The 24,500-nt window shown below is 68.6% G+C and carries 20 protein-coding genes; 15 read left to right on the plus strand and 5 right to left on the minus strand.

Annotated elements, in window-relative coordinates; genetic code table 11:
- Window positions 1-58: 58 nt before the first annotated feature.
- Together aspS and ADBZ9K_RS01765 are read left to right on the plus strand one after the other, a co-directional pair.
- Entirely contained in the window at window positions 59-1,873 is a 1,815-nt protein-coding gene (gene aspS / locus ADBZ9K_RS01760; protein WP_526618085.1) for an aspartate--tRNA ligase, read from the plus strand.
- Complete coding sequence (locus ADBZ9K_RS01765; protein WP_526618086.1) at window positions 1,870-2,319, plus strand: nitroreductase family deazaflavin-dependent oxidoreductase; 450 nt, start codon at window positions 1,870-1,872, stop codon at window positions 2,317-2,319. The genes aspS and ADBZ9K_RS01765 overlap by 4 nt, the downstream gene beginning before the upstream one ends.
- 61 nt (window positions 2,320-2,380) lie before the next feature.
- On the opposite strand, the gene ADBZ9K_RS01770 is transcribed toward ADBZ9K_RS01765, so the two are convergent.
- A complete protein-coding gene (locus ADBZ9K_RS01770; protein WP_526618087.1) occupies window positions 2,381-3,565 on the minus strand; it encodes a thiolase family protein in 1,185 nt (394 codons plus the stop codon).
- A gap of 95 nt (window positions 3,566-3,660) precedes the next feature.
- Here ADBZ9K_RS01770 and ADBZ9K_RS01775 point away from each other — a divergent pair, with 95 nt between their 5' ends.
- The 4 genes from ADBZ9K_RS01775 to ADBZ9K_RS01790 all read left to right on the plus strand — a co-directional run bounded on the left by ADBZ9K_RS01775 (window position 3,661) and on the right by ADBZ9K_RS01790 (window position 9,122).
- Window positions 3,661-4,155, plus strand: a complete 495-nt coding sequence (locus ADBZ9K_RS01775) for a winged helix-turn-helix transcriptional regulator (RefSeq protein WP_526618233.1) — start codon at window positions 3,661-3,663, stop codon at window positions 4,153-4,155.
- Between the two features lie 25 nt (window positions 4,156-4,180).
- A complete protein-coding gene (locus tag ADBZ9K_RS01780; protein WP_526618088.1) occupies window positions 4,181-5,512 on the plus strand; it encodes a condensation domain-containing protein in 1,332 nt (443 codons plus the stop codon).
- 272 nt (window positions 5,513-5,784) lie between these two features.
- Entirely contained in the window at window positions 5,785-6,213 is a 429-nt protein-coding gene (locus ADBZ9K_RS01785; RefSeq protein WP_526618234.1) for an MmpS family transport accessory protein, read from the plus strand.
- Window positions 6,210-9,122: an MMPL/RND family transporter gene (locus ADBZ9K_RS01790; RefSeq protein ID WP_526618089.1), complete on the plus strand. Its 2,913-nt coding sequence runs from the start codon at window positions 6,210-6,212 to the stop codon at window positions 9,120-9,122. The genes ADBZ9K_RS01785 and ADBZ9K_RS01790 overlap by 4 nt, the downstream gene beginning before the upstream one ends.
- On the opposite strand, the gene ADBZ9K_RS01795 is transcribed toward ADBZ9K_RS01790, so the two are convergent.
- Window positions 9,119-9,421: a hypothetical protein gene (locus tag ADBZ9K_RS01795; RefSeq protein WP_526618091.1), complete on the minus strand. Its 303-nt coding sequence runs from the start codon at window positions 9,419-9,421 to the stop codon at window positions 9,119-9,121. The genes ADBZ9K_RS01790 and ADBZ9K_RS01795 overlap by 4 nt on opposite strands.
- A gap of 41 nt (window positions 9,422-9,462) precedes the next feature.
- Here ADBZ9K_RS01795 and ADBZ9K_RS01800 point away from each other — a divergent pair, with 41 nt between their 5' ends.
- From ADBZ9K_RS01800 to ADBZ9K_RS01825, 6 genes are all read left to right on the plus strand, one after another.
- The gene (locus ADBZ9K_RS01800) at window positions 9,463-10,389 is read left to right on the plus strand and encodes a DUF389 domain-containing protein (RefSeq protein ID WP_526618093.1); all 927 of its coding nucleotides are present in this window, start codon (window positions 9,463-9,465) and stop codon (window positions 10,387-10,389) included.
- Window positions 10,390-10,461: 72 nt separating this feature from the next.
- Entirely contained in the window at window positions 10,462-10,872 is a 411-nt protein-coding gene (locus ADBZ9K_RS01805; RefSeq protein WP_526618094.1) for a hypothetical protein, read from the plus strand.
- A gap of 88 nt (window positions 10,873-10,960) precedes the next feature.
- Complete coding sequence (locus tag ADBZ9K_RS01810; protein WP_526618095.1) at window positions 10,961-14,284, plus strand: transglutaminase family protein; 3,324 nt, start codon at window positions 10,961-10,963, stop codon at window positions 14,282-14,284.
- Between the two features lie 78 nt (window positions 14,285-14,362).
- Window positions 14,363-17,041: a circularly permuted type 2 ATP-grasp protein gene (locus ADBZ9K_RS01815; protein WP_526618096.1), complete on the plus strand. Its 2,679-nt coding sequence runs from the start codon at window positions 14,363-14,365 to the stop codon at window positions 17,039-17,041.
- Window positions 17,038-17,976, plus strand: a complete 939-nt coding sequence (locus ADBZ9K_RS01820) for a transglutaminase-like domain-containing protein (RefSeq protein WP_526618097.1) — start codon at window positions 17,038-17,040, stop codon at window positions 17,974-17,976. The genes ADBZ9K_RS01815 and ADBZ9K_RS01820 overlap by 4 nt, the downstream gene beginning before the upstream one ends.
- On the plus strand, window positions 17,969-19,009 hold the full coding sequence (locus ADBZ9K_RS01825; protein ID WP_526618099.1) for a zinc-binding metallopeptidase family protein: 1,041 nt from the start codon (window positions 17,969-17,971) through the stop codon (window positions 19,007-19,009). Before ADBZ9K_RS01820 ends, ADBZ9K_RS01825 begins: the two co-directional genes overlap by 8 nt.
- Before the next feature lie 9 nt (window positions 19,010-19,018).
- Here the strand turns inward: ADBZ9K_RS01825 and ADBZ9K_RS01830 are convergent, their stop codons facing one another.
- Window positions 19,019-20,251, minus strand: coding sequence for a serine hydrolase domain-containing protein (locus ADBZ9K_RS01830; RefSeq protein WP_526618100.1), 1,233 nt, complete (start codon window positions 20,249-20,251; stop codon window positions 19,019-19,021).
- Window positions 20,252-20,388: 137 nt separating this feature from the next.
- Between ADBZ9K_RS01830 and ADBZ9K_RS01835 the strand changes: the two genes are divergently transcribed.
- The 3 genes from ADBZ9K_RS01835 to ADBZ9K_RS01845 all read left to right on the plus strand — a co-directional run bounded on the left by ADBZ9K_RS01835 (window position 20,389) and on the right by ADBZ9K_RS01845 (window position 23,233).
- Window positions 20,389-21,228, plus strand: a complete 840-nt coding sequence (locus tag ADBZ9K_RS01835) for a DUF3097 family protein (protein WP_526618101.1) — start codon at window positions 20,389-20,391, stop codon at window positions 21,226-21,228.
- A 24-nt stretch (window positions 21,229-21,252) separates the two neighbouring features.
- Complete coding sequence (locus ADBZ9K_RS01840; RefSeq protein WP_526618102.1) at window positions 21,253-21,879, plus strand: FMN-binding negative transcriptional regulator; 627 nt, start codon at window positions 21,253-21,255, stop codon at window positions 21,877-21,879.
- 142 nt (window positions 21,880-22,021) lie between these two features.
- Window positions 22,022-23,233: an acyl-CoA dehydrogenase family protein gene (locus ADBZ9K_RS01845; protein ID WP_526618103.1), complete on the plus strand. Its 1,212-nt coding sequence runs from the start codon at window positions 22,022-22,024 to the stop codon at window positions 23,231-23,233.
- On the opposite strand, the gene ADBZ9K_RS01850 is transcribed toward ADBZ9K_RS01845, so the two are convergent.
- Together ADBZ9K_RS01850 and ADBZ9K_RS01855 are read right to left on the minus strand one after the other, a co-directional pair.
- Window positions 23,234-24,010: an SDR family NAD(P)-dependent oxidoreductase gene (locus ADBZ9K_RS01850; RefSeq protein ID WP_526618105.1), complete on the minus strand. Its 777-nt coding sequence runs from the start codon at window positions 24,008-24,010 to the stop codon at window positions 23,234-23,236.
- Entirely contained in the window at window positions 24,007-24,492 is a 486-nt protein-coding gene (locus ADBZ9K_RS01855) for a nuclear transport factor 2 family protein (protein WP_526618107.1), read from the minus strand. The genes ADBZ9K_RS01850 and ADBZ9K_RS01855 overlap by 4 nt, the downstream gene beginning before the upstream one ends.
- Between the last annotated feature and the right edge of the window lie 8 nt (window positions 24,493-24,500).

A 24,500-nucleotide genomic window follows, 5' to 3' on the forward strand; every position in this document is an offset into this window, starting at 1 on the left:
CACCTCATAGACTGAGCAGTCGGTTCCTCATCCTCTTCAGATCCCCAAGGGAGTTTCAGTGCTGCGCAGTCACGCCGCCGGTACGTTGCGGGCCACCGACGCCGGAGCGCGGGTCACCCTGGCCGGCTGGGTCGCCCGCCGCCGTGATCACGGTGGCGTCATCTTCATCGATCTGCGTGATGGTGCCGGCGGGCAGGAGCGCAGCGGCACGGGGAATGGGCAGAGCGTCGCCCAGGTGGTCTTCCGCGACGCTGAGGTGCTGGCTGCGGCGCACCGGTTGCGCGCTGAGTTCTGCATCGCGATCGACGGCGTGGTGGAGGTCCGACCCGAGGGGAACGCCAACGCCGACATCGCCACCGGTGAGATCGAGGTCAACGCGACATCGTTGACGGTCCTGGGGGAGAGCGCCCCGCTGCCGTTCCAGCTCGACGAGCAGGCCGGCGAAGAAGCCCGGCTGAAGTACCGCTACTTGGATATGCGACGTGAGGGCGGTCCAGGGGACGCGATCCGGCTGCGGTCGAAGGCCAACGCGGCGGCTCGCTCGGTGCTGGCCGCCCACGACTTCGTCGAGATCGAGACGCCCACCCTGACCCGGTCCACTCCCGAGGGGGCCCGCGACTTCCTGGTACCCGCCCGACTGCAGCCCGGCTCGTTTTACGCGTTGCCGCAGAGCCCGCAGCTGTTTAAGCAGCTGCTCATGGTGGCCGGCATGGAGCGCTACTACCAGATCGCGCGCTGCTACCGCGACGAGGATTTCCGCGCCGACCGCCAGCCGGAGTTCACCCAGCTCGACATGGAGATGAGCTTCGTGGACTCCGACGACATCATCGCCGTCGCCGAGGAGATCCTGGCGGCGTTGTGGGCGTTGATCGGATACGAACTGCCGCGGCCGATTCCGCGGATGACCTACGCCGACGCGATGCGCCGATTCGGGTCCGACAAGCCGGATCTGCGGTTCGGCCTGGAACTGGTCGAATGCACGCAGTACTTCGCCGACACCCCGTTCCGGGTCTTCCAGGCGCCCTACGTCGGCGCGGTGGTGATGCCCGGCGGCGCATCGCAGCCGCGGCGCACCCTGGATGGCTGGCAGGAATGGGCCAAGCAGCGCGGCGCCAAGGGACTGGCCTACGTGCTGATCGGTGAGGACGGGGAGCTCTCCGGCCCGGTGGCCAAGAACCTCTCCGAGGCGGAGCGCGAAGGCCTGGCCGCCCACGTCGCCGCGAAGCCGGGGGACTGTGTGTTCTTCGCCGCCGGTGCGGCCAAGACCGCGCGGGCGCTGTTGGGTGCGGCGCGTGGTGAGATCGCCAAGCGCTTGAACCTGATCGACCCGGGCGCCTGGGCGTTCACCTGGATCGTCGACCCGCCGCTGTTCGAGCCGGCCGGTGATGCCACCGCCGCCGGTGACGTCGCGGTCGGCTCGGGGGCATGGACGGCGGTGCACCACGCGTTCACCGCACCCAAGCCCGAATACGACGGCGCCATCACCACCGATCCGGGCGTGGTGCTGGCCGACGCCTACGACATCGTCTGTAACGGGCACGAGATCGGCGGCGGCTCCATTCGTATCCACCGGCGCGACATCCAGGAGCAGGTGTTCGCGATCATGGGTATCGACCACGACGAGGCGAGCGAGAAGTTCGGATTCCTATTGGACGCCTTCACCTTTGGTGCGCCTCCGCATGGCGGAATCGCGTTCGGCTGGGACCGCATCACCGCGCTGCTCTTCGGCGCCGACTCGATCCGCGAGGTGATCGCGTTCCCGAAGTCCGGTGGCGGCATCGACCCGCTGACCGACGCGCCGGCGCCCATCACCGCCCAGCAGCGCAAAGAGTCCGGAATAGATGCCAAGCCCGAGCAGCTTAAGCAGGCGTGACCGAATTCGACGCAGACCAACTGCGGAACAATCCTGACGCGCTCAAGGCTTTCAACGACCAGCTTGTCGCGGACTTCCGGGCCAACGGCGGCAAGGTCGGCCCGCCGTTCGAGGAGGCCGACCTCGTGCTGCTGACCACCACCGGCGCCAAGTCGGGCCAGCCCCGGCTCTCGCCGCTGGCATATCTGACGATCGACGGGCGCATCCTGATCGTCGGCTCCTATGGCGGCGCGCCGAAAGACCCGGCATGGGTGCACAACCTGAGGGCCAACCCGCGCGCGCATGTGGAGATCGGCACCGAGTCCTACGACGTAGCGGCCCGGGAGCTGCCCGCCGACGAACGCGACCAGACGTATCCGAAAATCGTTGCGGCGGCCCCCGGATTCGGCGAGTACCAGGCCAAGACGAGCCGGGCCATCCCGCTGTTCGAACTCACCCGGGCCTAGTCCAAGACTTCGGCGCGTTTACCGCCCCTACGCGGCGGTAAACGCGCCGAAATCACGCTCGTTAGAGCCGCTCGATGATGGTGGCGTTGGCCATGCCGCCGCCCTCACACATGGTCTGCAGGCCGTAGCGGGCTCCGCGCTGCTCCAGCGCATTCACCAGCGTGGTCATGATCCGGGCTCCGCTCGCCCCGAGGGGGTGGCCGATCGCGATGGCGCCGCCGTTGACGTTGGTCCTGGCCAGGTCAGCCCCGGTGTCCCGGGCCCAGGCCAGCACCACCGGCGCGAAGGCTTCGTTAACCTCGAACAGGTCGATATCGGCGAGTGTCAGTCCAGCCTTTCGGAGTACCTTCTCCGTCGCCGAGATCACGCCGGTGAGCATGTAGAGCGGATCCGAGCCCACCACGGTGGTGGTGTGGATGCGGGCCAGCGGCCGCCAGCCGTGCTTGCGGGCCACCTCCGACGACGTGATCAGGACCGCGGCGCTGCCGTCGGACAGCGGCGAGGAGTTCCCCGGGGTGATGTCCCAGTTGATCTGCGGAAAACGTGCCGCGACGGCCTCGTTGTAGAACGCCGGCTTGAGTCCGGCCAGCGTGTCGACACCTGTGCCGGGGCGGATGATCTCGTCGGTGTGCAGGCCCGCGATCGGCGCCAGCTCCGTGTCGAACAAGCCATCCTTGGTGGCCCGGGCCGCCTTCTCGTGGCTAGCCGCGGAGAACTCGTCGAGTTCGGTACGGGAAAGCCCCCAGCGTGCGGCGATCAGCTCGGCGCTGATGCCCTGCGGTACCAGCCCTTCGGAGTACCGCTCGGCGAACCGCGCGCCGAAGGGATCGCTGCCCGGGAGTACCGACGCCCCCATCGGCACCCGGCTCATCGACTCCACACCGCCGGCGATCGCGATGTCATAGGCACCGGCGATGACGCCCTGCGCGGCGAAGGAGATCGCCTGCTGGCTGCTGCCGCACTGGCGATCGACCGTGGTGCCGGGAACCGATTCCGGAAACCCGGCGCCGAGCAGTGCGCTGCGGGCGATGTTGAGGGCCTGATCCCCGACCTGGGTCACCGCACCGGCGATGACGTCATCGATCTCGGCGGGGTCGACGCCGGTGCGAGCCACCAACTCCGCGAGGCTGTGGGCCAGCAGGTCGGCCGGCAGCACCTCGTGCAGCGCCCCGCCGGGCTTGCCCTTGCCGATCGGGGTGCGGACCGCACCCACGATGACGGCGTCACGCCCTGAGTAACCGGCCATGTCGTCCTCCTGAATCTCGTCGCTGAGTAAAGCTCTCTATACCCAGCTATAACACCTGAGTATACTCGAAACAACTCAGAATTGGAGTGATGTCCGTGACAGTGCTGCAGGGCCCCCTCGTCGACCGCGACACCTGGTCTGCCGTCGGCAAATGCCCCATCGAGAAGACCATGGCGGTCATCGGTACCAAGTCCGCGATGCTGATCCTGCGCGAGGCCTATTACGGCACCGCCCGCTTCGACGACTTCGCCCGCCGGGTGGGCATCACCAAGGCGGCGACGTCGGCGCGGCTGGCCGAACTCGTCGCCGCGGGACTGCTGACCAGGCAGCCCTACCGCGAGCCCGGCCAGCGCGTGCGCGACGAATACGTGCTGACCGAAGCGGGCACCGACCTGATGCCGGTGGTGTGGTCGATGTTCGAATGGGGTCGCAGGCACCTGGCCGGCGACTCACGGCTTCGGTTGACCCATCTCGGTTGCGGCGCCGAGGCGAGTGTTGAAATTCGTTGCGCGCAAGGCCATCTCGTACCACCCGCGGAACTCGGGGTGGAGATCAGGCCCACCGGCGCCATCGCGCCGACCCGAGAGTAGTCGGGTGGCCGCCTAACATACGCGTGTGGACAACACGTTGGCGTATATCGACCAGGGTTCGTTCCTCGGCCTGCGGGCGCTCGGTCGCGGACCGCTCACGCAGTACGGCTGGATCTACGAGCACCCCGTGGATCTCGAGGCGCTGCGTAGGTTTCACCACAACCTGGGGCGGGGGCTGCTGGGGCGTCGTGTCGAGAGGTCGCCACTGCCGTTCGGTCGTGACCACTGGGTCGCCTGGACCGGACCGGACGATATCGACCTGGCTACCACGACCCGGCTGCGCGTCGAGGCGATGGACTGGTTCGACGAGCAGTTGCGCGTCCCCGTCGACCCGGAGTGGGGGCCGTCCTGGCGGCTGGCGGTCCAGCCGTTTACCGAGGGGGGAGCCGCGGTCACCCTGGTGGCCTCGCACACGATCTGTGACGGACTGGCGCTGACCCAGTCGATCGCCCGGGCGGCTCGGGGCGAGACTTGGGATCTGGGCTATCCGCCACCGCGTTTGCGCACCCGCGGCCAGGCGCTGCGCCAGGACGCGGTGCAGCTCGCGCGGGCGGTTCCCGATTTCGCCAAGGCCGTCGTCGCTGCGGTGCGGCTGGCCGGCAACAACCGCGGCGAGCTGGCATCCTCGGCCGGCCGCTCCGCCCCGCCGTCGGCCACGCTGGATGGTGCGGCGCTGGTGACGGTGCCGGCGTTGGCCGTCTACATCGACGAAGAACAATGGGCTCGGCGGACCGAAAGCCTTGGTGGAACGAGCAATTCGCTGTTCGCCGGGATTGCGGCCCGGCTCGGCCAGCTGCTCGGACGAGTGGACGGGCAGGGCATGGTGACTTTGTCTTTCCCGGTCAGTGAGCGAACCGAGGGGGATACCCGGGCCAATGCCCTGACCGGGATGACGCTGACCATCGACCCGCGCACGGTCACGGCGGGGCTGCGCGAGGTCCGGGCCGAGCTCAAGAGGAATCTGGCTGCGCTGGCTGACACCCGCTTCGAATTGCTCGGGCCGGTGGCGCTGGCCCCGCTGATCCCGACCGCACTGGCGCGTCGCCTGGAAGCGATGGCGCTGGGGGTGGGTGCCCCGATCGGGTGCTCCAATCTCGGGAAGCTGGATGAGCAGGTCAATCGGCCCGACGGCACCGACGCCGAGTTTCTCATCCTGCGCCAAGTCGAATCCAGGATCACCGCCGAGATCCTGGAGCGGCTGGGGGGGACCCTGTTCCTGGCCTCCGGTCAGGTGAACGGCACCGTCGTGGTGACGGTGTCGGCGTGGCAGCCCGGCCAGTCGAACAGCAAGGACCAGCTGAAAGTCTGGGTCGAGCGGGTCCTGGGGGAGTTCGAGTTGACCGGGACCATCGAATAGGGTCGATCGGCTGTGACCGCCGCGGACTCCTATCCGGGCTCATGACGCTTGTCACACGGGTTAGGATCAGAAGTCCGTTAGTTCTACTATGTAGCGGTGCTAAATGCAGCGGCGGCGGAGCGACGGGCTGAACTGCAGCGCGAGATGGGGGACAGGTCGTGACACTGGACAGCCAGACCTATGCCTCTTCTGGCACGCCCGAGGCCGCGGCTGACCAGTCGCCCGAGCACCCGGCGTCCACGCCGGTGAAGGCGGCCAAGCGGCGGGGGCCGTTGGGCCTGCTGCGGCGAGCGTGGCTGCCCCTGGTCATCATCATCGTGGTCGTCATCGCCGCGTTCGGCGTCTACCGCCTGCACGGTGTGTTCGGCAAGACCGAACTCACCCGCGAGGGCAGCGGTCTGGCCAACGACACCAAGCCGTTCAACCCGAAGACGGTCGTCTACGAGATCTACGGACCCCCGGGGACGGTCGCGACGATCAACTACCTCGACCTGGACGCCACCCCGCAGATCGCTCGGGATGTGACGCTGCCGTGGACGCTGACCTTGACCACCACCGCGCCGGCGGCCTCGGCCAATATCGTCGCCCAGGGCGACAGTGACACCATCGGCTGCCGGATCACCGTCAACGGTGAGCTCAAGGACGAAAAGACGTCGACCGGAGTGAATGCTCAGACCTTCTGTCTGGTCAAGTCCGCATGATCACCCTGAACAAGGGCGAGAAGCCGCAGGCCGACGAGCACGGTAACCGGCCGCACCTGGCGCACTGGATTCGTTGGCTCTCGGTGCCGATCATCCTGGGCTGGTTGGCCCTGACGGTGATCACCAACACCATCGTTCCGCAGGTCGAGGTGGTCGGGCAGGCGCAGTCGGTGCCGATGACGGCGCCCGATGCACCATCGACGATCGCGATGAACACGATCGGCAAGACCTTTCAGGAGTTCGACTCCAACACCTCGGTGATGATCGTGCTCGAGGGCGACCAGCCCCTCGGCGACGCCGCCCATAAGTACTACGACGAGATCATCAAGAAGCTCAACGCCGACAAGACGCACGTCGAGCACATTCAGGACTTCTGGAGCGACCCGCTGACCGCCGCGGGGTCCCAGAGCGCCGACGGGAAATCCGCCTACGTCCAGGCCTACCTGGCCGGCAACATGGGCGAGGGGCTGGCCAACGAATCGGTCGAGGCGGCAAAGAAGATCGTCGAGAGCGTGCCCGCGCCGCCGGGGGTGAAGGCCTACGTCACCGGGCCCTCCGCCCTGATCGCCGACACGCACATTGCCGGCGACCGCAGCCTCAAGATGATCACCGGACTGACGTTCGGCGTGATCACCGTCATGCTGCTGTTCGTCTACCGCTCCATCGTCACGGTGCTGCTGGCGCTGTTCATGGTGTTCCTCGAACTCGCCGCGGCCCGCGGTGTGGTCGCCTTCCTGGGGCACCACCACCTGATCGGGCTGTCGACATTCGCGGTCAACCTGCTCGTCATGGTGGCCATCGCGGCCGGCACCGACTATGTGATCTTCCTGTTCGGGCGATACCAGGAGGCCCGGAGCAAGGGGGCGGACAAGGAATCCGCCTACTACGAGATGTATCACGGCACCGGCCACGTGATCCTGGGCTCCGGCCTGACCATCGCCGGCGCGCTGTTCTGCCTGCACTTCACCCGCAGCCCGATGTTCAACTCAATGGGCGTCCCGCTGTTCGTCGGCATGCTCGTGATGGTGGCCGCGGCGCTGACGCTGGGTCCGGCCGTCGTCACCGTCGCCAGCCACTTCAACATGCTCGAGCCCAAGCGTGCCTCGCGGGAGCGGTTCTGGCGGCGCATCGGCACCGCCGTCGTGCGTTGGCCCGGACCCATCCTGGTCGCGACGACGTTCATCTGCCTGATCGGTCTGCTCGCGCTGCCCGGCTACCGCACCGACTACAACGACCGGCACTACCTGCCCGCGGACATTCCGGCCAGCGAAGGGTTCGCCGCCGCCGAGCGGCACTTCCCGGAGTCGCGCCTGAGCCCCGAGCTGCTGATGCTGCAGAGCGACCACGATCTACGGAACTCGGCGGACTTCCTGGTCATCGACCGGGTCGCCAAGGCGATGTTCCACACCCCGGGCATCGGGCGAGTGCAGACCATCACCCGGCCACTGGGCACCCCGATCGAGCACAGCTCGATCCCGTTCCTTCTCGGCATGCAGGGCACCACGCAGACGCTCAACCAGTCCTACCTGCAGGACCGCATGAAGGACATGCTCAAAATGGGCGACGACATGCAGGTGTCCATCAACACCATGACGCAGATGTACGACCTGATGGGTGATCTCAACGCGGTCACCCACAGCATGGTCGGCAAGATGGACATCACGCTGGCCGACATCCAGACCCTGCGCAACCACATCGCCGACTTCGACGACTTCCTGCGTCCCATCCGCAACTACCTGTACTGGGAACCGCACTGCTACGACATCCCGATGTGCTGGTCGATCCGGTCGGTGTTCGACACCCTCGACGGCATCGACACGATGACCGACGACTTCCAGACCCTGGTCCCCGAACTGCACAAACTGGACGTGCTGACGGCCTCGATGCGCACCCTGATGCCGCCGATGATCGCGACGATGAAGTCCATGCAGGGCATGCAGCTGACCATGGAAAGCACGCAGTCCGGCATGTACGACCAGATCCAGGCCATGCAGGACAACCAGAGCGCGATGGGCAAGGCCTTCGACGACTCCAAGAACGACGACTCGTTCTACCTCCCGCCGGAGGCGTTCGACAATCCGGACTTCAAGCGCGGCATGAAGATGTTCTTGTCGCCGGACGGAAAAGCGGTGCGGTTCATCATCTCCCACGAGGGTGATCCGATGTCGCCGGAAGGACTCAGCCACGTCGACCCGATCAAGAACGCGGCGTTCGAGGCGATCAAGGGCACCCCGCTGGAAGGGTCCAAGATCTACCTGGCCGGCACCGCGGCCAGCTATAAGGACATGCAGGACAGCGCCAATTACGACCTGCTGATCGCTGGTATCGCCGCGCTGTGCCTGATCTTCATCATCATGTTGATCATCACCCGGGCCGTGGTGGCCGCCGCGGTGATCGTGGGCACCGTATTGCTGTCGCTGGGAACGTCGTTCGGCCTGTCGGTGCTGATCTGGCAGGACCTGATCGGCCGTCCCCTGCACTGGATGGTGCTGGTGATGTCGGTGATCATCCTGTTGGCGGTCGGTTCGGACTACAACCTGCTGCTGGTGGCCCGGCTCAAGGAAGAGGTCGGTGCCGGCATCAGCACCGGCATCATCCGCGCGATGGGCGGCAGCGGCTCGGTCGTCACCTCGGCGGGCCTGGTGTTCGCCGTGACCATGGCGGCAATGGCGTTCAGCGAGCTGACAATCCTGGCGCAGGTGGGCACCACCATCGGCATGGGCCTACTGGTCGACACGCTGGTGATCCGGTCGTTCATGACACCCTCGATCGCGGCGCTGCTGGGCCGCTGGTTCTGGTGGCCGCAGCGGGTGCGCCGCCACCCGGCACCACAGCCGTGGCCGTCGGTCAGGGCAGAGAACACCCAGCCGATCGCGGTCGATTCCGGGTCCCCGGCGTCGCCCGGCTAGCGCATGGCGTTGTGGGCGCCGTCGACACAGCCGCGCTGGTAGCTCGCGGGCTGGCGGGCGGCCTGGCCCTGGCAGTACGCGCTGATCGACTCCTCGTGGGCCTGGTAGCCACCTGAGTCGACCCAGCGCTGGCCGTCGGTGTATCCGGCCCAATAGGGGCCATCCTTGCGGTCGGAAACCAGCATGAAGATCCCGGCGAGCAGGGCGAAGACGGCGACGACGAGGACAGCTTTGAACCACTGCGTAGCCAGCAACGGCCACATCCAGTGCGGCACCCAGCGCGGCTTAGGCCGATCCACACCAGAGATTCTCGCACCCCCATCGAAGTAGTCTCGCCGGTGTGCTGCATCTGCGCCTGATCGCCCCGGCCGACCTCCGCGATCAGGTGATCGACGTCCTGGACCGCCACGTGGGCGTCACGCACGTCGTCGTGCACCGCGGCGCGGCCCTGGATCCACCCGGCGACGAGATCACCGCCGATATGGCCCGGGAAAGTGCCAACGACGTCGTCGACGACCTCAAGGCGCTCGACCTGCGCCGCCGCGGGGCCATCACCCTCGACGTCGTCGACACGGTGGTGTCCAACGCCGCCTACCGCGCCGAGAAGCGGGCCGAGGGCGACCCCGGCGATGCCATCGTCTGGGAGGAACTGGTCGCCCGCACCCGCGAGGAGTCGACGCTCAACGTCACCTTCCTGCTGTTCCTGTGCCTGGCGTGCATGATCGCCGCCGTCGGCGTGGTGACCAACTCGCCGGTCACGGTGGTCGGGGCCATGGTCGTCGGCCCCGAGTTCGGGCCGCTGGCCGCGCTCGCGGTGGCGTTGGTGCGCCGCCGCCTCGACCTGGCCCGCCGGGCGTCGCTGGCCCTGCTCGTCGGGTTCCCGGTGGCCATGGCCGTGACGGCGGCGGCCGTGCTTGGCGGTGAGGCGCTGGGCTGGATTCAGCTGCAGAGCACCCGCAGCCTGACCGACGTCGACTTCATCTTCCAGGTCGGCCCGCTGTCGTTCGTCGTCGCGCTACTGGCCGGGGCGGCCGGGATGCTCTCCCTGGTCTCGGCCAAATCGGCGGCCCTGGTCGGGGTGTTCATTTCGGTCACCACGGTGCCGGCGGCCGGCTTCGCCGTCGTCGCCGCCTCGGTGGGGGAATGGGACATCGCCGCCGAGTCGGCCGCCCAGCTGGGGCTCAACCTGGTCGGTATCACGGTGGCGGGAGTCCTGGTCCTGTCGGTGCGGCGACGTCACGAGAGTGGGCGCAGGCACGTGGGCTAGTGTCTAGCCCCTGTGGGCTGGATGACGGATTTCGCGAAGTTGAAGGAACACGTGTCACTTCGCGGGATCGTAATGACGATCCTGGCTGTTCTGGTCGCCGGTCTGGCCATTGCGACGCTTCGCTATCAGCCCAGCCCGCCCGACGACACATCGGTCTATCCCGAGCCGACAAGCACGGCTGTTCCGGTGACCGCGCCCTGGGTTGCGCCCGGGCCGCCCGTGCCGGTTCCGTCATCGACTCCCGCTGCGCCGCCGACGCCAGCCGCTCCGGCGCCACCCGCTCCGCCGGTGGTTGCGCCGCCGAGTTCCACTCGGCCGCCGGCCCCCGTGGCGACCTATGTTCCGACCCAAACCTCCGTGCCCACGTCGACGCCGACCTCCAGTGCGCCCCCGACGTCGAGCGCGCCGGCCGCGCCCGCCCGGGACACCAATCCCACCGAGCTTCCCAACGGTGGACGCCGGTTCGGCACCGTCCAGCAGTGACGGCGGCCGCCTCCGATGACCGACTGATCGCGACGCGCCCGGCCCTGCGGCCTGCACGTCGCTTTTGATTGTGGTGGGATTGCGGCCTATGGGTATCAAAGTGGCGCTGGAGCACCGCACCAGCTACACCTTCGACCGGCTGGTGGAGGTGTACCCGCACGTTGTCCGGCTGCGGCCGGCGCCGCACTCTCGCACGCCGATCGAGGCCTACTCGCTGGAGGTCGAGCCCGCTGACCACTTCGTCAACTGGCAGCAGGACGCGTTCGGAAACTTCCTGGCCAGGCTGGTCTTTCCCACCCGCACCCGCCAGCTGACCATCAAGGTCGGGCTGATCGCCGACCTGAAGGTGATCAATCCGTTCGACTTCTTCATCGAGGACTACGCCGAGACGTTCCCGTTTGCCTATCCCAAGGCGCTCAAAGACGACCTCGAGCCCTACCTGCGACCGGTCGATGAAGGCGAGGAAGGCTCGGGGCCCGGTGAGCTGGTCGCCGCCTGGGTGCGGGACTTCGTCGTGGCACCCGGGACCCGGACCATCGACTTTCTCGTCGCCCTCAACCGGGCGGTCAACGGTGACGTCGGTTACAGCGTCCGGATGGAACCGGGCGTCCAGACTCCGGACCTGACCCTGCGCAGCGGGATCGGTTCCTGCCGCGATTCGGCCTGGCTGCTGGTGTCCATCCTGCGTGAGCTGGGTCTGGCGGCGCGGTTCGTCTCGGGCTACCTGGTGCAACTGACCTCGGACGTGGAGGCACTCGACGGACCCTCGGGCCCGGCCGCCGACTTCACCGACCTGCACGCCTGGACCGAGGTGTACATCCCCGGTGCCGGGTGGGTCGGGCTTGACCCGACGTCGGGACTGTTCGCCGGGGAGGGGCACATCCCGCTGGCGGCGACCCCGCATCCGTCCTCGGCCGCGCCGATCACCGGTGCGACCGGCGTCGCCGAGGCCACCCTGGACTTCTCCAACACCGTCACCCGGGTCCATGAGGACCCGCGCGTCACACTGCCCTACACCGACACGGCCTGGGCCGCCATCAACGACCTGGGTGCCCGCATCGACCGGCGGCTGACCGACGCCGACGTGCGGCTGACCATCGGCGGTGAGCCGACATTCGTCTCGGTCGACAACCAGACCGACGACGAATGGAACACCGCCGCCGACGGGCCGCACAAGCGGGAGCGAGCCTCGGCGTTGGCCGCGCGGCTCAAGGCGACGTGGGCCCCGCACGGTCTGGTCCAGCGCAGCCAGGGCAAGTGGTACCCGGGAGAGCCGTTGCCGCGCTGGCAGATCGGGCTCTACCGTCGCCGCGACGGCCAGCCGCTGTGGAATGACGGCGCGCTGCTGGCCGATCCGTGGGCGACCGAACGCCACGACGTGGAACCCGAGGCGGCCCAGCAGGTGCTCGCCGTGATCGCCGACGGCCTCGGGCTGCCCGTCACCCAGGTGCGCGCCGCATACGAGGACCCACTGGCCCGGTTGGCCAACGCCGTGCGGCTGCCCGCCGGCGACCCGGTGCAGCCCGACGAGGACCTGGAAGCCGACACCCCGGCCGCCCGCTCGGCGCTGCTGGCCCGGTTGGAAGAGTCGGTCGTCGAACCGGCCGCCTACGTGCTACCCGTACACCGCCGCGACGATGACTCCGGCTGGGCCAGTGCCGACTGGCAGCTGCGCCGCGGGCGCATCGTGCTGCTGGAGGGCGATTCGCCGGCCGGGCTGCGGCTGCCGTTGAACTCGATCAGCTGGCAGTCCCCGCGGGCGTCGTTCCACGCCGACCCGATCTCCAGCGGCTCCGCGCCGCTGCGGGTCGGCCACAGTGACCGCGCCGCGGTCGTGGAGGATTCCGAGGAGTCCGAGGCGGCGCCCACCACCGCGGTGGTGGCCGAAGTTCGCGACGGCGTGCTCTATGTGTTCCTGCCGCCGACCGAGGCGCTGGAGGACTTCGTGGACCTGGTCGCGCGGGTCGAAGCCGCCGCGGCGAAGGTGGGCTGCGCGGTCGTGGTCGAGGGCTACGGACCGCCGTCCGACGCGCGGCTGGAGTCGATGTCGATCACCCCGGACCCGGGCGTCATCGAGGTCAACGTGGCGCCGAGTGCGAGTTTCGCCGAACAGCGCGACGAGCTGGAGACGCTCTACGACCAGGCGCGTCAGGCCCGCCTGTCGACCGAGTCGTTCGACTACGACGGCACCCACGGCGGCACCGGCGGCGGCAACCACATCACACTGGGCGGGCCCACCCCCGCCGACTCGCCACTGCTGCGCCGGCCCGACCTGCTGGTGTCACTGCTGACCTACTGGCAGCGCCACCCGGCGCTGTCCTACCTGTTCTCCGGGCGCTTCATCGGCACCACCTCGCAGGCACCGCGGGTCGACGAGGGCCGTTCCGAGGCGCTCTACGAGCTGGAGATCGCCTTCGCCGAGATCGCCCGGCTAACGGCCTCAGGCGCCCCGGCCGCGTGGGTCACCGACCGGGCCCTGCGGCACCTGCTCACCGACATCACCGGCAACACCCACCGCGCCGAGTTCTGCATCGACAAGCTCTACAGCCCGGACAGCCCGCGCGGCCGGCTGGGACTGCTGGAGTTGCGCGGTTTCGAGATGCCGCCGCACTTCCAGATGGCGATGGTGCAGTCGCTGTTGGTGCGCGCGTTGGTGGCCTGGTTCTGGGACGAACCGCTCCGGGCGCCGCTGATCCGCCACGAGCTCAACCTGCACGGCCGATACCTGTTGCCGCACTTTGTGATCCATGACATCGCCGATGTGTGTGCCGATCTGCGGGCGCACGACATCAACTTCGACACCAGCTGGCTGGACCCGTTCACCGAGTTCCGCTTCCCGCGGATCGGCACCGCGGTGTTCGACCACGTCGAGATCGAGTTGCGCGGCGCGATCGAGCCGTGGAACACCCTCGGCGAGGAATCCACCGGCACGGGCACCGCGCGCTACGTCGACTCGTCGGTGGAGCGCATCCAGGTCCGCACGATCGGCGCCGACCGGCAACGCCACATCGTCACCTGCAACGGCTACCCGATCCCGATGTTGGCCACCGACAACCCCGACATCCAGGTCGGCGGGGTGCGCTACCGCGCCTGGCAGCCGCCCAGCGCGCTGCACCCGACGATCACCGTCGACGGTCCGTTGCGTTTCGAACTGGTGGACATCACCACCGGCAACTCCCGCGGCGGTTGCACTTACCACGTCTCCCATCCCGGCGGGCGGGCCTACGACACCCCGCCGGTGAATGCGGTCGAGGCGGAATCCCGTCGGGGCCGGCGCTTCGAAGCCACCGGGTTCACCCCCGGCAAGGTCGACATCGCCGACATCCGGGAGAAGCAGGCACGGCAGTCCATCGACGTCGGCGCGCCGGGGATCCTCGACCTACGCCGGGTGCGTACCGTGCTGCAGAACTGATGGACCGCCGACCCGAACGTGGTCGGGACGGTCCGTTCTCGTAGGTTTGCAGGAGTACTTCAGTCAGGAGGTGGGCCGTTGTCGCTGTCGGCTGCCGGTTCTGACCTCAGCCGGCCCAGCCATGACCCCGATCGTCTACTCGCCGGCTACCGGGCCGCCCGAGCCCAGGACACCCTGTTCGACCTGCGCAGCGGTGGGTCCGGTTCGGGCACCTTCGGCGGCACTGGATACGACGAGTTCGTCGACGCCACCGGCGCCATCCGGCCGTCCTGGCAGGAACTCGGCGACCTTATCGGCGAACGGGGCCGGGCCGGGCTGGAGCGCCTGCGCGGCGTCGTGCGTGGGCTCGTCGACAACGACGGCATCACCTACATCGAGATCGACCGGCACGGTGAGGCCGTCACCAATGGCGAGGGCATCGCGATGCCCGGCCCGTGGCACCTTGACGGGATACCGTTGCTGCTCTCGGCGGCGGACTGGGAAACGCTGGAAGCCGGTGTGCTGCAACGGTCCCGCCTGCTCGATGCCGTGTTGACCGACCTCTACGGCCAGCGCCGTGCGATCACCAGCGGCGTCCTGCCGCCGCAGTTGCTGTTCGGCCATCCCGGCTACATCCGCGCGGCCCGCGGCATCGAGAATCCGGGGCGCCATCAGCTGTTCATGCTCGGTTGCGACGTCAGCCGGGCCGCCGACGGCCGGTTCCTGGTCAACGCCGACTGGACGCAGGCCCCGTCTGGCGCGGGCTACGCGCTGGCTGACCGCCGGGTGGTCGCACACGCGGTTCCCGACGTCTACGAGCGGGTCGGGCCGCGACCGGCCTCGCCGTTCGCGCAGGCGCTACGACTGGCGCTGATCGAGGCCGCCCCGGAAGCCGCCGAGGATCCGGTGGTGGTGGTGCTCAGCCCGGGCATCCATTCCGAGACCGCCTTCGATCAGGCCTATCTGGCCTCGGTGCTGGGCTTCCCGCTGGTGGAGAGCGCCGACCTGGTGGTCCGGGACGGCAAGCTGTGGATGCGGTCGCTGGGCACCCTGAAGCGGGTCGACGTGGTGTTGCGCCGGGTCGACGCCGAATACGCCGACCCGCTGGATCTGCGGGCAGACTCGCGGCTGGGTGTGGTCGGCCTGGTCGAGGTGCAGCGCCGCGGCGCGGTCACCGTCGTCAACACCCTGGGTGCCGGGATCCTGGAAAGCCCGGGGCTGCAACGCTTCCTGCCGCAGCTCGGGGAGGCGCTGCTGGGGGAGAAGCCGCTGCTGGAGACGCCCCAGTGGTTCTGGGGCGGGTTCGACCGTGAGCGGTCGCATCTGCTGGCCCGGCTGGGCAGCCTGCTGGTCAAGTCCACCGTGGGTGCCGAGACGATCGTCGGCCCGGCGCTGTCGGCGGCCCAGCGGGCCGAGCTGGCCGCGCGGATCGAGGCGCAGCCCTGGCAATGGGCCGGCCAGGAACTGCCGCAGTTCTCCTCGGCTCCCACCGACCACTATGCGGGCCAGCTGTCGGCGGCCAGCGTGGGGATGCGGTTGTTCACGGTGTCCCAGCGCGGCGGGTATGCCCCGATGATCGGCGGACTCGGGTATGTGCTGGCTCCGGGCAACGCCGCTTACAAGCTGAAAACGATTGCCGCCAAGGATATTTGGGTACGTCCGCCGACGCGGGTGAAGGCCGAGACGCTGACCGTGCCGTCCGTGGAGCTGCCCAGCGGCACCCGGTTCATCAGCTCGCCGCGCGTGCTGTCCGATCTGTTCTGGATGGGCCGGTACGGCGAACGCGCGGAAAACCTGGCCCGGCTGCTGATCGTCACCCGCGAGCGCTACCACGAATACCGGTACCGCCAGGACATGGAGGGCAGCGAGTGCGTGCCCGTGCTGCTGTCGGCGCTGGGCGCGATCACCGGCAGCGACACCGGTGCGGCCGGGTCCTACGCCGACGCGGTGGCCGCCGCGCAGCGCACGCTGTGGTCGCTGACGGTCGATCGCCAGCGCGCCGGGTCGCTGGCGCAGTCGATCGAACGGCTCGGCCTGGCCGCCCGCTCGGTGCGCGACCAGATGTCCAACGACACCTGGATGGTGCTCGGCGCCGTCGAACGGGCCCTGGCCGACCAGGCGGAGGTGGCGCCCAGTGCGCAGCGCGGGTCCCGGGTGGCCGACGACACGCACCTGGCCGCCGCGCAGCAACAGACGCTGGCCGGAATGCTGGCACTGTCCGGGGTGGCCGCCGAGTCGATGGTGCACGATGCCGGCTGGACGATGATGGACATCGGCAAGCGCATCGAACGCGGCCTGGCGCTGACCGCGCTGTTGCGTGCCACGCTGATTACCGAGCGCAGCCCGGGAGCCGAGCAGACCATCACCGAATCTGCGCTGGTGGTCTGCGAATCGGCGGTGATCTACCGCAGACGCAACCTGGGCAAGGTTAGTGTGGCGGCCGTGGCCGACCTCGTGCTGTTCGACGGGGAGAACCCCAGATCGCTGGTGTACCAGCTGGAACGGCTGCGCACCAACCTGCGTGCCCTGCCCGGAGCCTCGGGCTCGTCGCGGCCAGAACGCCTGGTTGACGAGATCAGCACCCGGCTGCGTCGCCTGGACCCGGCCGATCTGGAGGAGGCCGACGACGAGGGTCGTCGGGTTGAGCTCGACGGGCTGCTGGGGGGGATGCACCGCGCGTTGCGCGATCTGTCCAACGTCATCACCGCCACCCAGCTTTCGCTGCCCGGCGGCATGCAGCCGCTGTGGGGCCCCGACCAGCGGCGGGTGGTGCCATGACCGGGGAGTCGTTCCCGGACGGCCCCACCCCGGCCATCGGCAGCCGCAGCTACCGGATCACCCATCGCACCGAGTATCGCTACTCCGACGTGGTGACCAGCTCCTATGGCCGTGGACACCTTACGCCGCGGGACACCACCCGGCAGCGCTGCCTGAGCCACGAGCTGGAGATCGACCCCGAGCCCGCCGACCGGTCCACCAGCCGCGATGTGTACGGCAACCTCAGCTCCTACTTCCACGTCACCGAACGCCACCGCGCGCTGACGGTCACCAGCCGCTCGGTCGTCGAGGTCGACCCGCCGCCTGCCGCCCTGTACGGCGCGGGCTCGGCGCTTGCCCCGTGGGAAGCTGCCCGACCGGTCGGCCGCGATGGGGTGCTGGCCTCGGAGTTCACCCTCGATCTGCGGCCACCGGAGATCACCGAAGCGGTGCGAGAATACGCCGCCCCCAGCTTCGAGCCGGGTCGCCCGCTCGTCGAGGTCCTCCGCGATCTCAACGCACGGATATTTTCCGAATTCACCTACCGTTCAGGTTCGACCACGGTTTCGACACAGGTGAGCCAGGTTTTGGTTGCGCGAGAAGGGGTATGCCAGGACTTCGCTCGGCTGGCGATCGCCTGCCTGCGCGCCAATGGATTGGCCGCGAGTTACGTGTCGGGATACCTGGCCACTGACCCGCCGCCGGGAAAGGAACGAATGTTCGGCGTCGATGCGACCCATGCTTGGGCCGCGGTATGGACCCCGCAAAACCAGTGGCTCGGCTTGGATCCCACCAACGACGCGCTCGTCGACGAGCGCTACATCACGGTCGGCTGGGGCCGGGACTATGCCGATGTACCGCCGCTGCGCGGCATCATCTACACCGACTCCGAGCGCAGCGTCATCGACGTTTCGGTCGATGTGGCCCCGTTTGAAGGGGGTGTGCTTCATGCGTGACTTCATCTGCCCGAACTGTGGGCAGCATCTGGCCTTCGAGAACTCGGTCTGCCTGTCCTGCGGCAGCTCGGTCGGATTCTCCCTCGACGACATGGCGTTCCTGGTGATCGCCTCCGGCGAGGACAGCGAGCACGGCGGTGCGGTGGATGCCGCTGAATACCAGTTGTGCGCCAATCTTCATCTGGCCGAATGTAATTGGCTGGTGAAGGTGCAGCCCCTCCGGCAGCTGTGCGAGTCCTGCCGGCTGACCCGCACCAGGCCAGATGACTCCGACGCCCCGGCCCTGGCGGCGTTCGCGCTGGCCGAGCGGGCCAAACGCCGGCTGATCGCCGAACTGCACGAGCTCAAGCTGCCGATCGTCGGCCGCGACGAGGACCCGGAGTACGGGCTGGCGTTCGACTTGCTGTCCAGCGCCAAGGAGAAGGTGTTCACCGGTCACGACAACGGCGTGATCACGCTGGATCTGGCCGAGGGTGATGACGTGCACCGCGAGCAGTTGCGCACCGCGATGGACGAGCCCTATCGCACCCTGCTCGGCCACTTCCGCCACGAGATCGGCCATTACTACTTCTACCGGCTGGTCGGCACCTCGCCGGACTATCTCGAAAGGTTCAACGAGTTGTTCGGCGATCCGGAGGCCGACTACCAGGCCGCGCTGGATCGCCATTACAGCCAGGGTCCGCCGGCCGGCTGGGAAAAAGAATACGTATCCTCCTACGCCACTATGCATCCCGCCGAGGACTGGGCCGAGACCTTCGCGCACTACCTGCACATCCGCGACACCCTGGACACCGCCGCCGGGTTCGGGATCGCACCGGCGAACGCCACCTTCGAGCGACGCGTGTTGGGACCCAGCGGTTTCGACAACATGCTGGAGATGTGGCTGCCGCTGGCGTGGTCGCTGAACATGGTGAACCGGTCGATGGGCAAGGACGATCTGTACCCGTTCGTGCTGCCGGTGCCCGTGCTGGAGAAGATGCGTTTCGTCCACATCGTGATCGACGAGGTCGCCGCCGAGGCCGCAGCGCACTGAGCCTGCGGGTTAGGTTTGCGGCCGGGCGCCCAGTACGTCACGGAACACGGCCTGGCGCAGCGCCAGTTCGCGAGGATCGCTGTAGAGATGGAAACCCAGCCGGTTCATGACATAGCCGAAGCCGACACCGGTGTCGGGATCGGCGAAACCGAAGGACCCTCCGAAACCTGGTGTGCCGAAAGCCTTGTCGGATGATCCGAAGTGGAGGCCGGGCAGCGGTTTGCTGAATCCCAACGTGAACACCGTGTCGACGTTTAGCACCTTGTCGCGCAGGCCCCCGCTGGGCGGGATCGGTGGTGCGGCGATTTCTTCGAGCGTCGTCGGGTGCAGCCCGATCTCGGCGCCGCCGGTGGCCGCGCTGCCATAGAACCGAGCGACCGCGCTGGCGGTGCCGATGCCGTTGCTCGACGGCATTTCGACGGCGCGCACGTCGTCGCGGTTGTAGTCGCCGGCGAACGGGTCGACGCCGTGGGGTATCGCGGTGCTGCGCGCGGCCAGCCCGACCGGGTTGAGCGCCGCGGCGACGAACCCGGCCGGCATCTCCCGCAGGTGCAGCAGCGTTTCGGCGCGCTTCCAGCTGTGCAGCTGCGCGATCCGGTCGCGGTCGATGTGGTCGGGTAGCCCGATGTGCAGGTCCAGGCCGAGCGGCGCGGCGATCTCCTCGGCGAGGAACCGGCCCACCGTCCGGGCGGCGGGGTCGGTGCGGCGAATCAGTTCGGACTGATACCAGCCCAGCGTGATGGCGTGGTAACCGTGCCGGCTACCGGGCCGCCACGCCGGTGCCTGCGCGGCGAGCATCGGTGCCAGCCGGGCAGGGTCGGCGACATCGCGCAAGGTGGGCTTCGGGGTCAACGCGGGCAGGCCCGCCTGGTGAGCCAGCAGCTGACGAACCGTGACCCCGCCCTTGCCGGCCTGGCCGAACTCCGGCCAGTAGTCGGCGACCTTCGCGTCATAGGACAGCAGCCCCTTGGACACCGCGACGGCGAAGACCAGGGCGGTGACACCCTTGGTCGTCGAGAACATGTTCACCATCGTGTCGGCCTGCCACGGCGTGCGGGTCGTGCCGTTGCGGTAGCCGCCCCACAGGTCGACGACCTGGACCCCGTCGCGGTACACCGCCACGGCCGCACCGATTTCGCGCCCGGCCGCCAGATTCGTCCGGAAGGCATCGGCGACCTTGCCGTACCCCTCGGAGACGCCGCCGCCCATCAGGTCGGGCGGCACCGCAACCTTGAGTACCATCAGCCCCCTTCCGGCTGGTGGCAGCGTATGCCCCACGGTCCTGCCGCGGCCGGGGTTTCGGGGCGAAATGCCGACACGCATCGGACGCGCCGGGCCGCTGCGGCCGGAATCGGTCCGAGCCTCCCTACGATCGCCGGGTGGCTGATCGCTATGGCGCCGACATTTTGTCCAACAATCCGCACAACGCGCACAAGCTTCGCTCCGCCGAGCAGGCGGTGGAGCTGGGGATGGTGGTCGAAGATCCCCAGTCGGGATTCGTCGGCGCGGTGATGGGCGTCGAGGGCGGCCGGGTGGAGCTGGAGGACCGGCGGGGCCGACGCCGGGTGTTCCCGCTGGGACCCGGCTTTCTGCTGGAAGGCAAGCCGGTGATCCTGACCGCCCCGCGCCGGTCGGCGCCGGCCGCGGCCCAGCGCACCAAGTCGGGATCGGTGAAGGTCGCCGACGCCCGAGCCAAGGTGGCGCTGGCCAGCCGGATCTACGTCGAGGGCCGCCACGACGCCGAACTCGTCGAGCAGGTGTGGGGGGAGGACCTGCGGGTCGAGGGTGTCGTGGTGGAGTACCTCGGGGGAGTCGACGACCTCGCCGACATCGTCGCGACGTTCCAGCCAGGGCCGGGCCGCCGGCTGGGGGTCCTCGTCGACCATCTGGTCGCGGGATCCAAGGAAGCCCGCATCGCCGACGCGGTGCGTCGCGGCCCCGGCGGTGCACACACCCTCGTCGTCGGCCATCCCTATGTCGACATCTGGCAGGCGGTCAAGCCCGAGCGAGTGGGCCTGGCGGCGTGGCCGTCGGTGCCGCGCAGCGTCGAATGGAAACACGGGATCTGCGCGGCGCTGGGGTGGCCGCACCGGGATCAGGCCGACATCGCCCGGGCGTGGCAGCGCATCCGGGCCACGGTGCGGGATTGGACCGATCTGGAGCCGGCGCTGATCGGGCGTGTTGAAGAGCTGATCGACTTCGTGACGCAGCCGGCCTGACGCCCCGGCGACATACTGAGGTTCATGTACATACCGGCGGCGTTCGCCATATCGCCCGAGGAGGCGCGCGCGGTCCTGGCCGCCGGAGTGCTGGCACACCTGGTCACCTACGGCGGCGAGGAGCACGGCTATTTGGTGACGCCGGTACCCCTGCTCTACCGGGCCGAGAGTCATTCCCTGGTCGGGCATGTCGGCCGCGCCAACCCGCACTGGAAGGCCGCCGGCGCGCCGGTGGTGGCGATCATCCCGGGACCCCAGGCCTACATCTCTCCGGGGTTCTACGCCACCAAAGCCGAGACCGGCAAGGTGGTGCCCACCTGGAACTACGAGGTGCTCACCGTCCATGGCCGCCTGCTGTCCCACGACGATCCGGGGTGGGTGCGCACCGTGGTCACCGATCTGACCGATCACCATGAACACCAGCAGGATTCACCCTGGAAGGTCACCGATGCGCCAGGGGACTATGTCACCGCACAGGTACGCGGCGTGGTCGGCATCGAAGTGGTCATCGACCGGGTCGAAGGCAAATCCAAGATGTCCCAGAACCAACCCGAGCGCAATCGTGTGGGCGTCGTCGAGGGTCTGCGCAACTCGACCCGGCCGGAAGACCACGTGGTCGCCGACGCGGTGGCTCGCCTGACGGGCCGCTGACCGGCGTCGGACTGTGATGAACCTCGCAGGATCGACCCGCCGCCTTCGGTGTACAGTCGTTCACTGTACGAGCTTTCCCGCCGACTGCAGTCTGTCGTCACCCCGGCCGACGCGGTACGACTTGACCCGGAGCCTGCACGCCATGACTTTCTCCCTCGAACTTCCCGAAGAAGTCGTTCACGTCCGCGACTGGGTGCACCAGTTCGCTGCCGATGTGGTGCGCCCCGCCGCCGCCGAATGGGACGAGCGCGAGGAGACGCCCTGGCCGCTGATCCAGGAGGCTGCCAAGGTCGGGCTCTACACCCCAGAACTGTTCGCCGAGATGGCAGCCGAGCCCTCCGGCGTCGGGCTGCTCGTGGTGTTCGAGGAGATGTTCTGGGGTGACGCCGGCATCGCGCTGTCGATCCTGGCCACCGGCCTGGCGGCGGCGGCACTGGCCGCCAACGGCACGCCCGAACAGCTGGGGCACTGGCTGCCCGAGATGTTCGGCACGCCCGGCGATCCGCATCTGGCGGCGTTCTGTTCCTCGGAGCCGGGCGCCGGTTCGGACGTCGGGGCGGTGCGCACCCGGGCGCGCTACGACGCGGCCGCCGACGAGTGGGTGCTGGACGGGACGAAGACGTGGGCCACCAACGGCGGCATCGCCAACGTCCACATCGTCGTTGCCTCGGTTCACCCTGAGCTGGGCACCCGCGGCCAGGCCACGTTCATCATTCCGCCGAATACCCCCGGCCTGTCGCAGGGCCAGAAGTTCAAGAAGCACGGCATCCGCGCCTCACACACCGCCGAGGTGGTGCTGGACAACGTGCGCCTGCCGGGCAATTTGATCCTGGGCGGGATGGAGCGCTTCGAGCAGCGCATCGCCCGGGCCCGCGAAGGGCGGCGTACCTCCACCCAGGCCGCGATGGCAACCTTCGAGCGGACTCGCCCCGTGGTGGGCGCGATGGCGCTAGGTGTGGCTCGGGCCGCCTACGAATACGCACTCGAATACGCCTGCCAGCGTGAGCAATTCGGCCGCAAGATCGGGGACTTCCAGGGCATCGGATTCAAGCTGGCCGATATGAAGAGCCGGGTCGACGCATCCCGGCTGCTGGTCTGGCGGGCGGGCTGGATGCAGCGCAACAACAAGCCGTTCGCCTCGGCGGAGGGGTCGATGGCCAAGCTGTTTGCTAGCGAGACCGCGGTGTACGTCACTGACGAGGCGATCCAGATCCTCGGCGGCAACGGCTACACCCGCGAGTACCCCGTGGAGCGGATGCACCGCGACTCGAAGATCTTCACGATCTTCGAGGGCACCAGTGAGATCCAGCGGCTGGTGATCGCCCGCGCTCTCACCGGCCTGCCGTTGCGCTAGTTAGGGCCCCAGGTCCGGCGCCCACGCGACGCCGTTGATGTGGCTGCCGCCGTCGACGAACAACGTGTTGCCGGTCAGGTAGCGCGAGCCGGCGCTGGCCAGGAAGACCGCGACCGGGGCGATGTCGTCGTACGGGTCGCCCATCCGGCCCATCGGATTGGCGGCATCGGCGATCGCCTCGATCTCGGGATGCTGGGCCGCGACCGTCAGGAAGGCCTGGCTCTTGGCGGCCGGGCAGATCGCGTTGACGGTCACCCCGGTCGGTGCCCACTCCCGCGCGGCCGTGCGGGTGAGGGTGCGCAGGGCTTCCTTGGCGGCGTTGTACTCCAGCGAGCCGATATGGGCGTTGACCCCGTTGAGACTGCACATGTTGATCACCCGGCCCCAGCCGCCGGCCTTCATGTATCCGTAGGCGGCGCGCATCGCCCAGAACGGACCGTAGTAGCCCACCGCGATACCGTGTGCCAACTCCGCGTCGGTCTTGTTCTCCACCCGTCCGACCCCGCCGCCGCCCCAGGCGTTGTTGACCAGGATCTCGATCGTCCCGTATTCGGAAACTGCTGCAGCGACCGCGTTTTCGACCTCATCGCGCTTCGAGACATCGGTCTGGACGAACAACCCGCCGATCTCTTCGGCCATTGCCGCCCCGGATTTCGGGTCGAATTCGGCCACCACCACCCGGGCACCCTCGTCGGCGAACCGGCGGGCTATCCCGGCACCGATCCCGGCTCCGGCGCCGGTCACCAGGGCGACCCGGCCGTTCAGTGCGCCGCTCATCGGTCAGCACCGGGCAGGCCCGCCGCGGTCAATGCGGCGGCTTCGCCGCTGCCGTCGAGCTGGCGGGCGGTGCGGCTGACGATCGCCCAGCCCTGCCCGGCCCGGTGCAGCCGGATGAGGTGCACACCGGCGCGGCCGACGTTGTAGCCGCCCGCCTCCCGGCGCACCAGCAGCATCGACTGGCACACGGCGACGGCCTCGTCACCGTCGACGGTGACCGCGGGCGGCCCGAAGAAGTGGCAGCAGCCCCGGGCGATCAGTCCCTGGTGCGGCCCGGAGCGCACCATGGCGGCGACGTCGTCGCGGCTGGACATCGTCCAGTCGCCGGTGTCGTAGCTGCCATCGGGTGCCCACAGTGCGGCGACGGCGTCAGCGTCGCCGGAGTCGACCAGTGGGCCGTAGGACGCGATCAGGCGAGCGATATCCCGTTCGTCTTCCAGTAGTTTCAGGCGTCTCTCGAGACCCTCGAGTAGGTCGCTCACGGCGCTCT

This window comes from Mycobacterium sp., assembly GCF_965229265.1.
In the GTDB taxonomy this organism is placed as follows: Bacteria; Actinomycetota; Actinomycetes; order Mycobacteriales; family Mycobacteriaceae; genus Mycobacterium.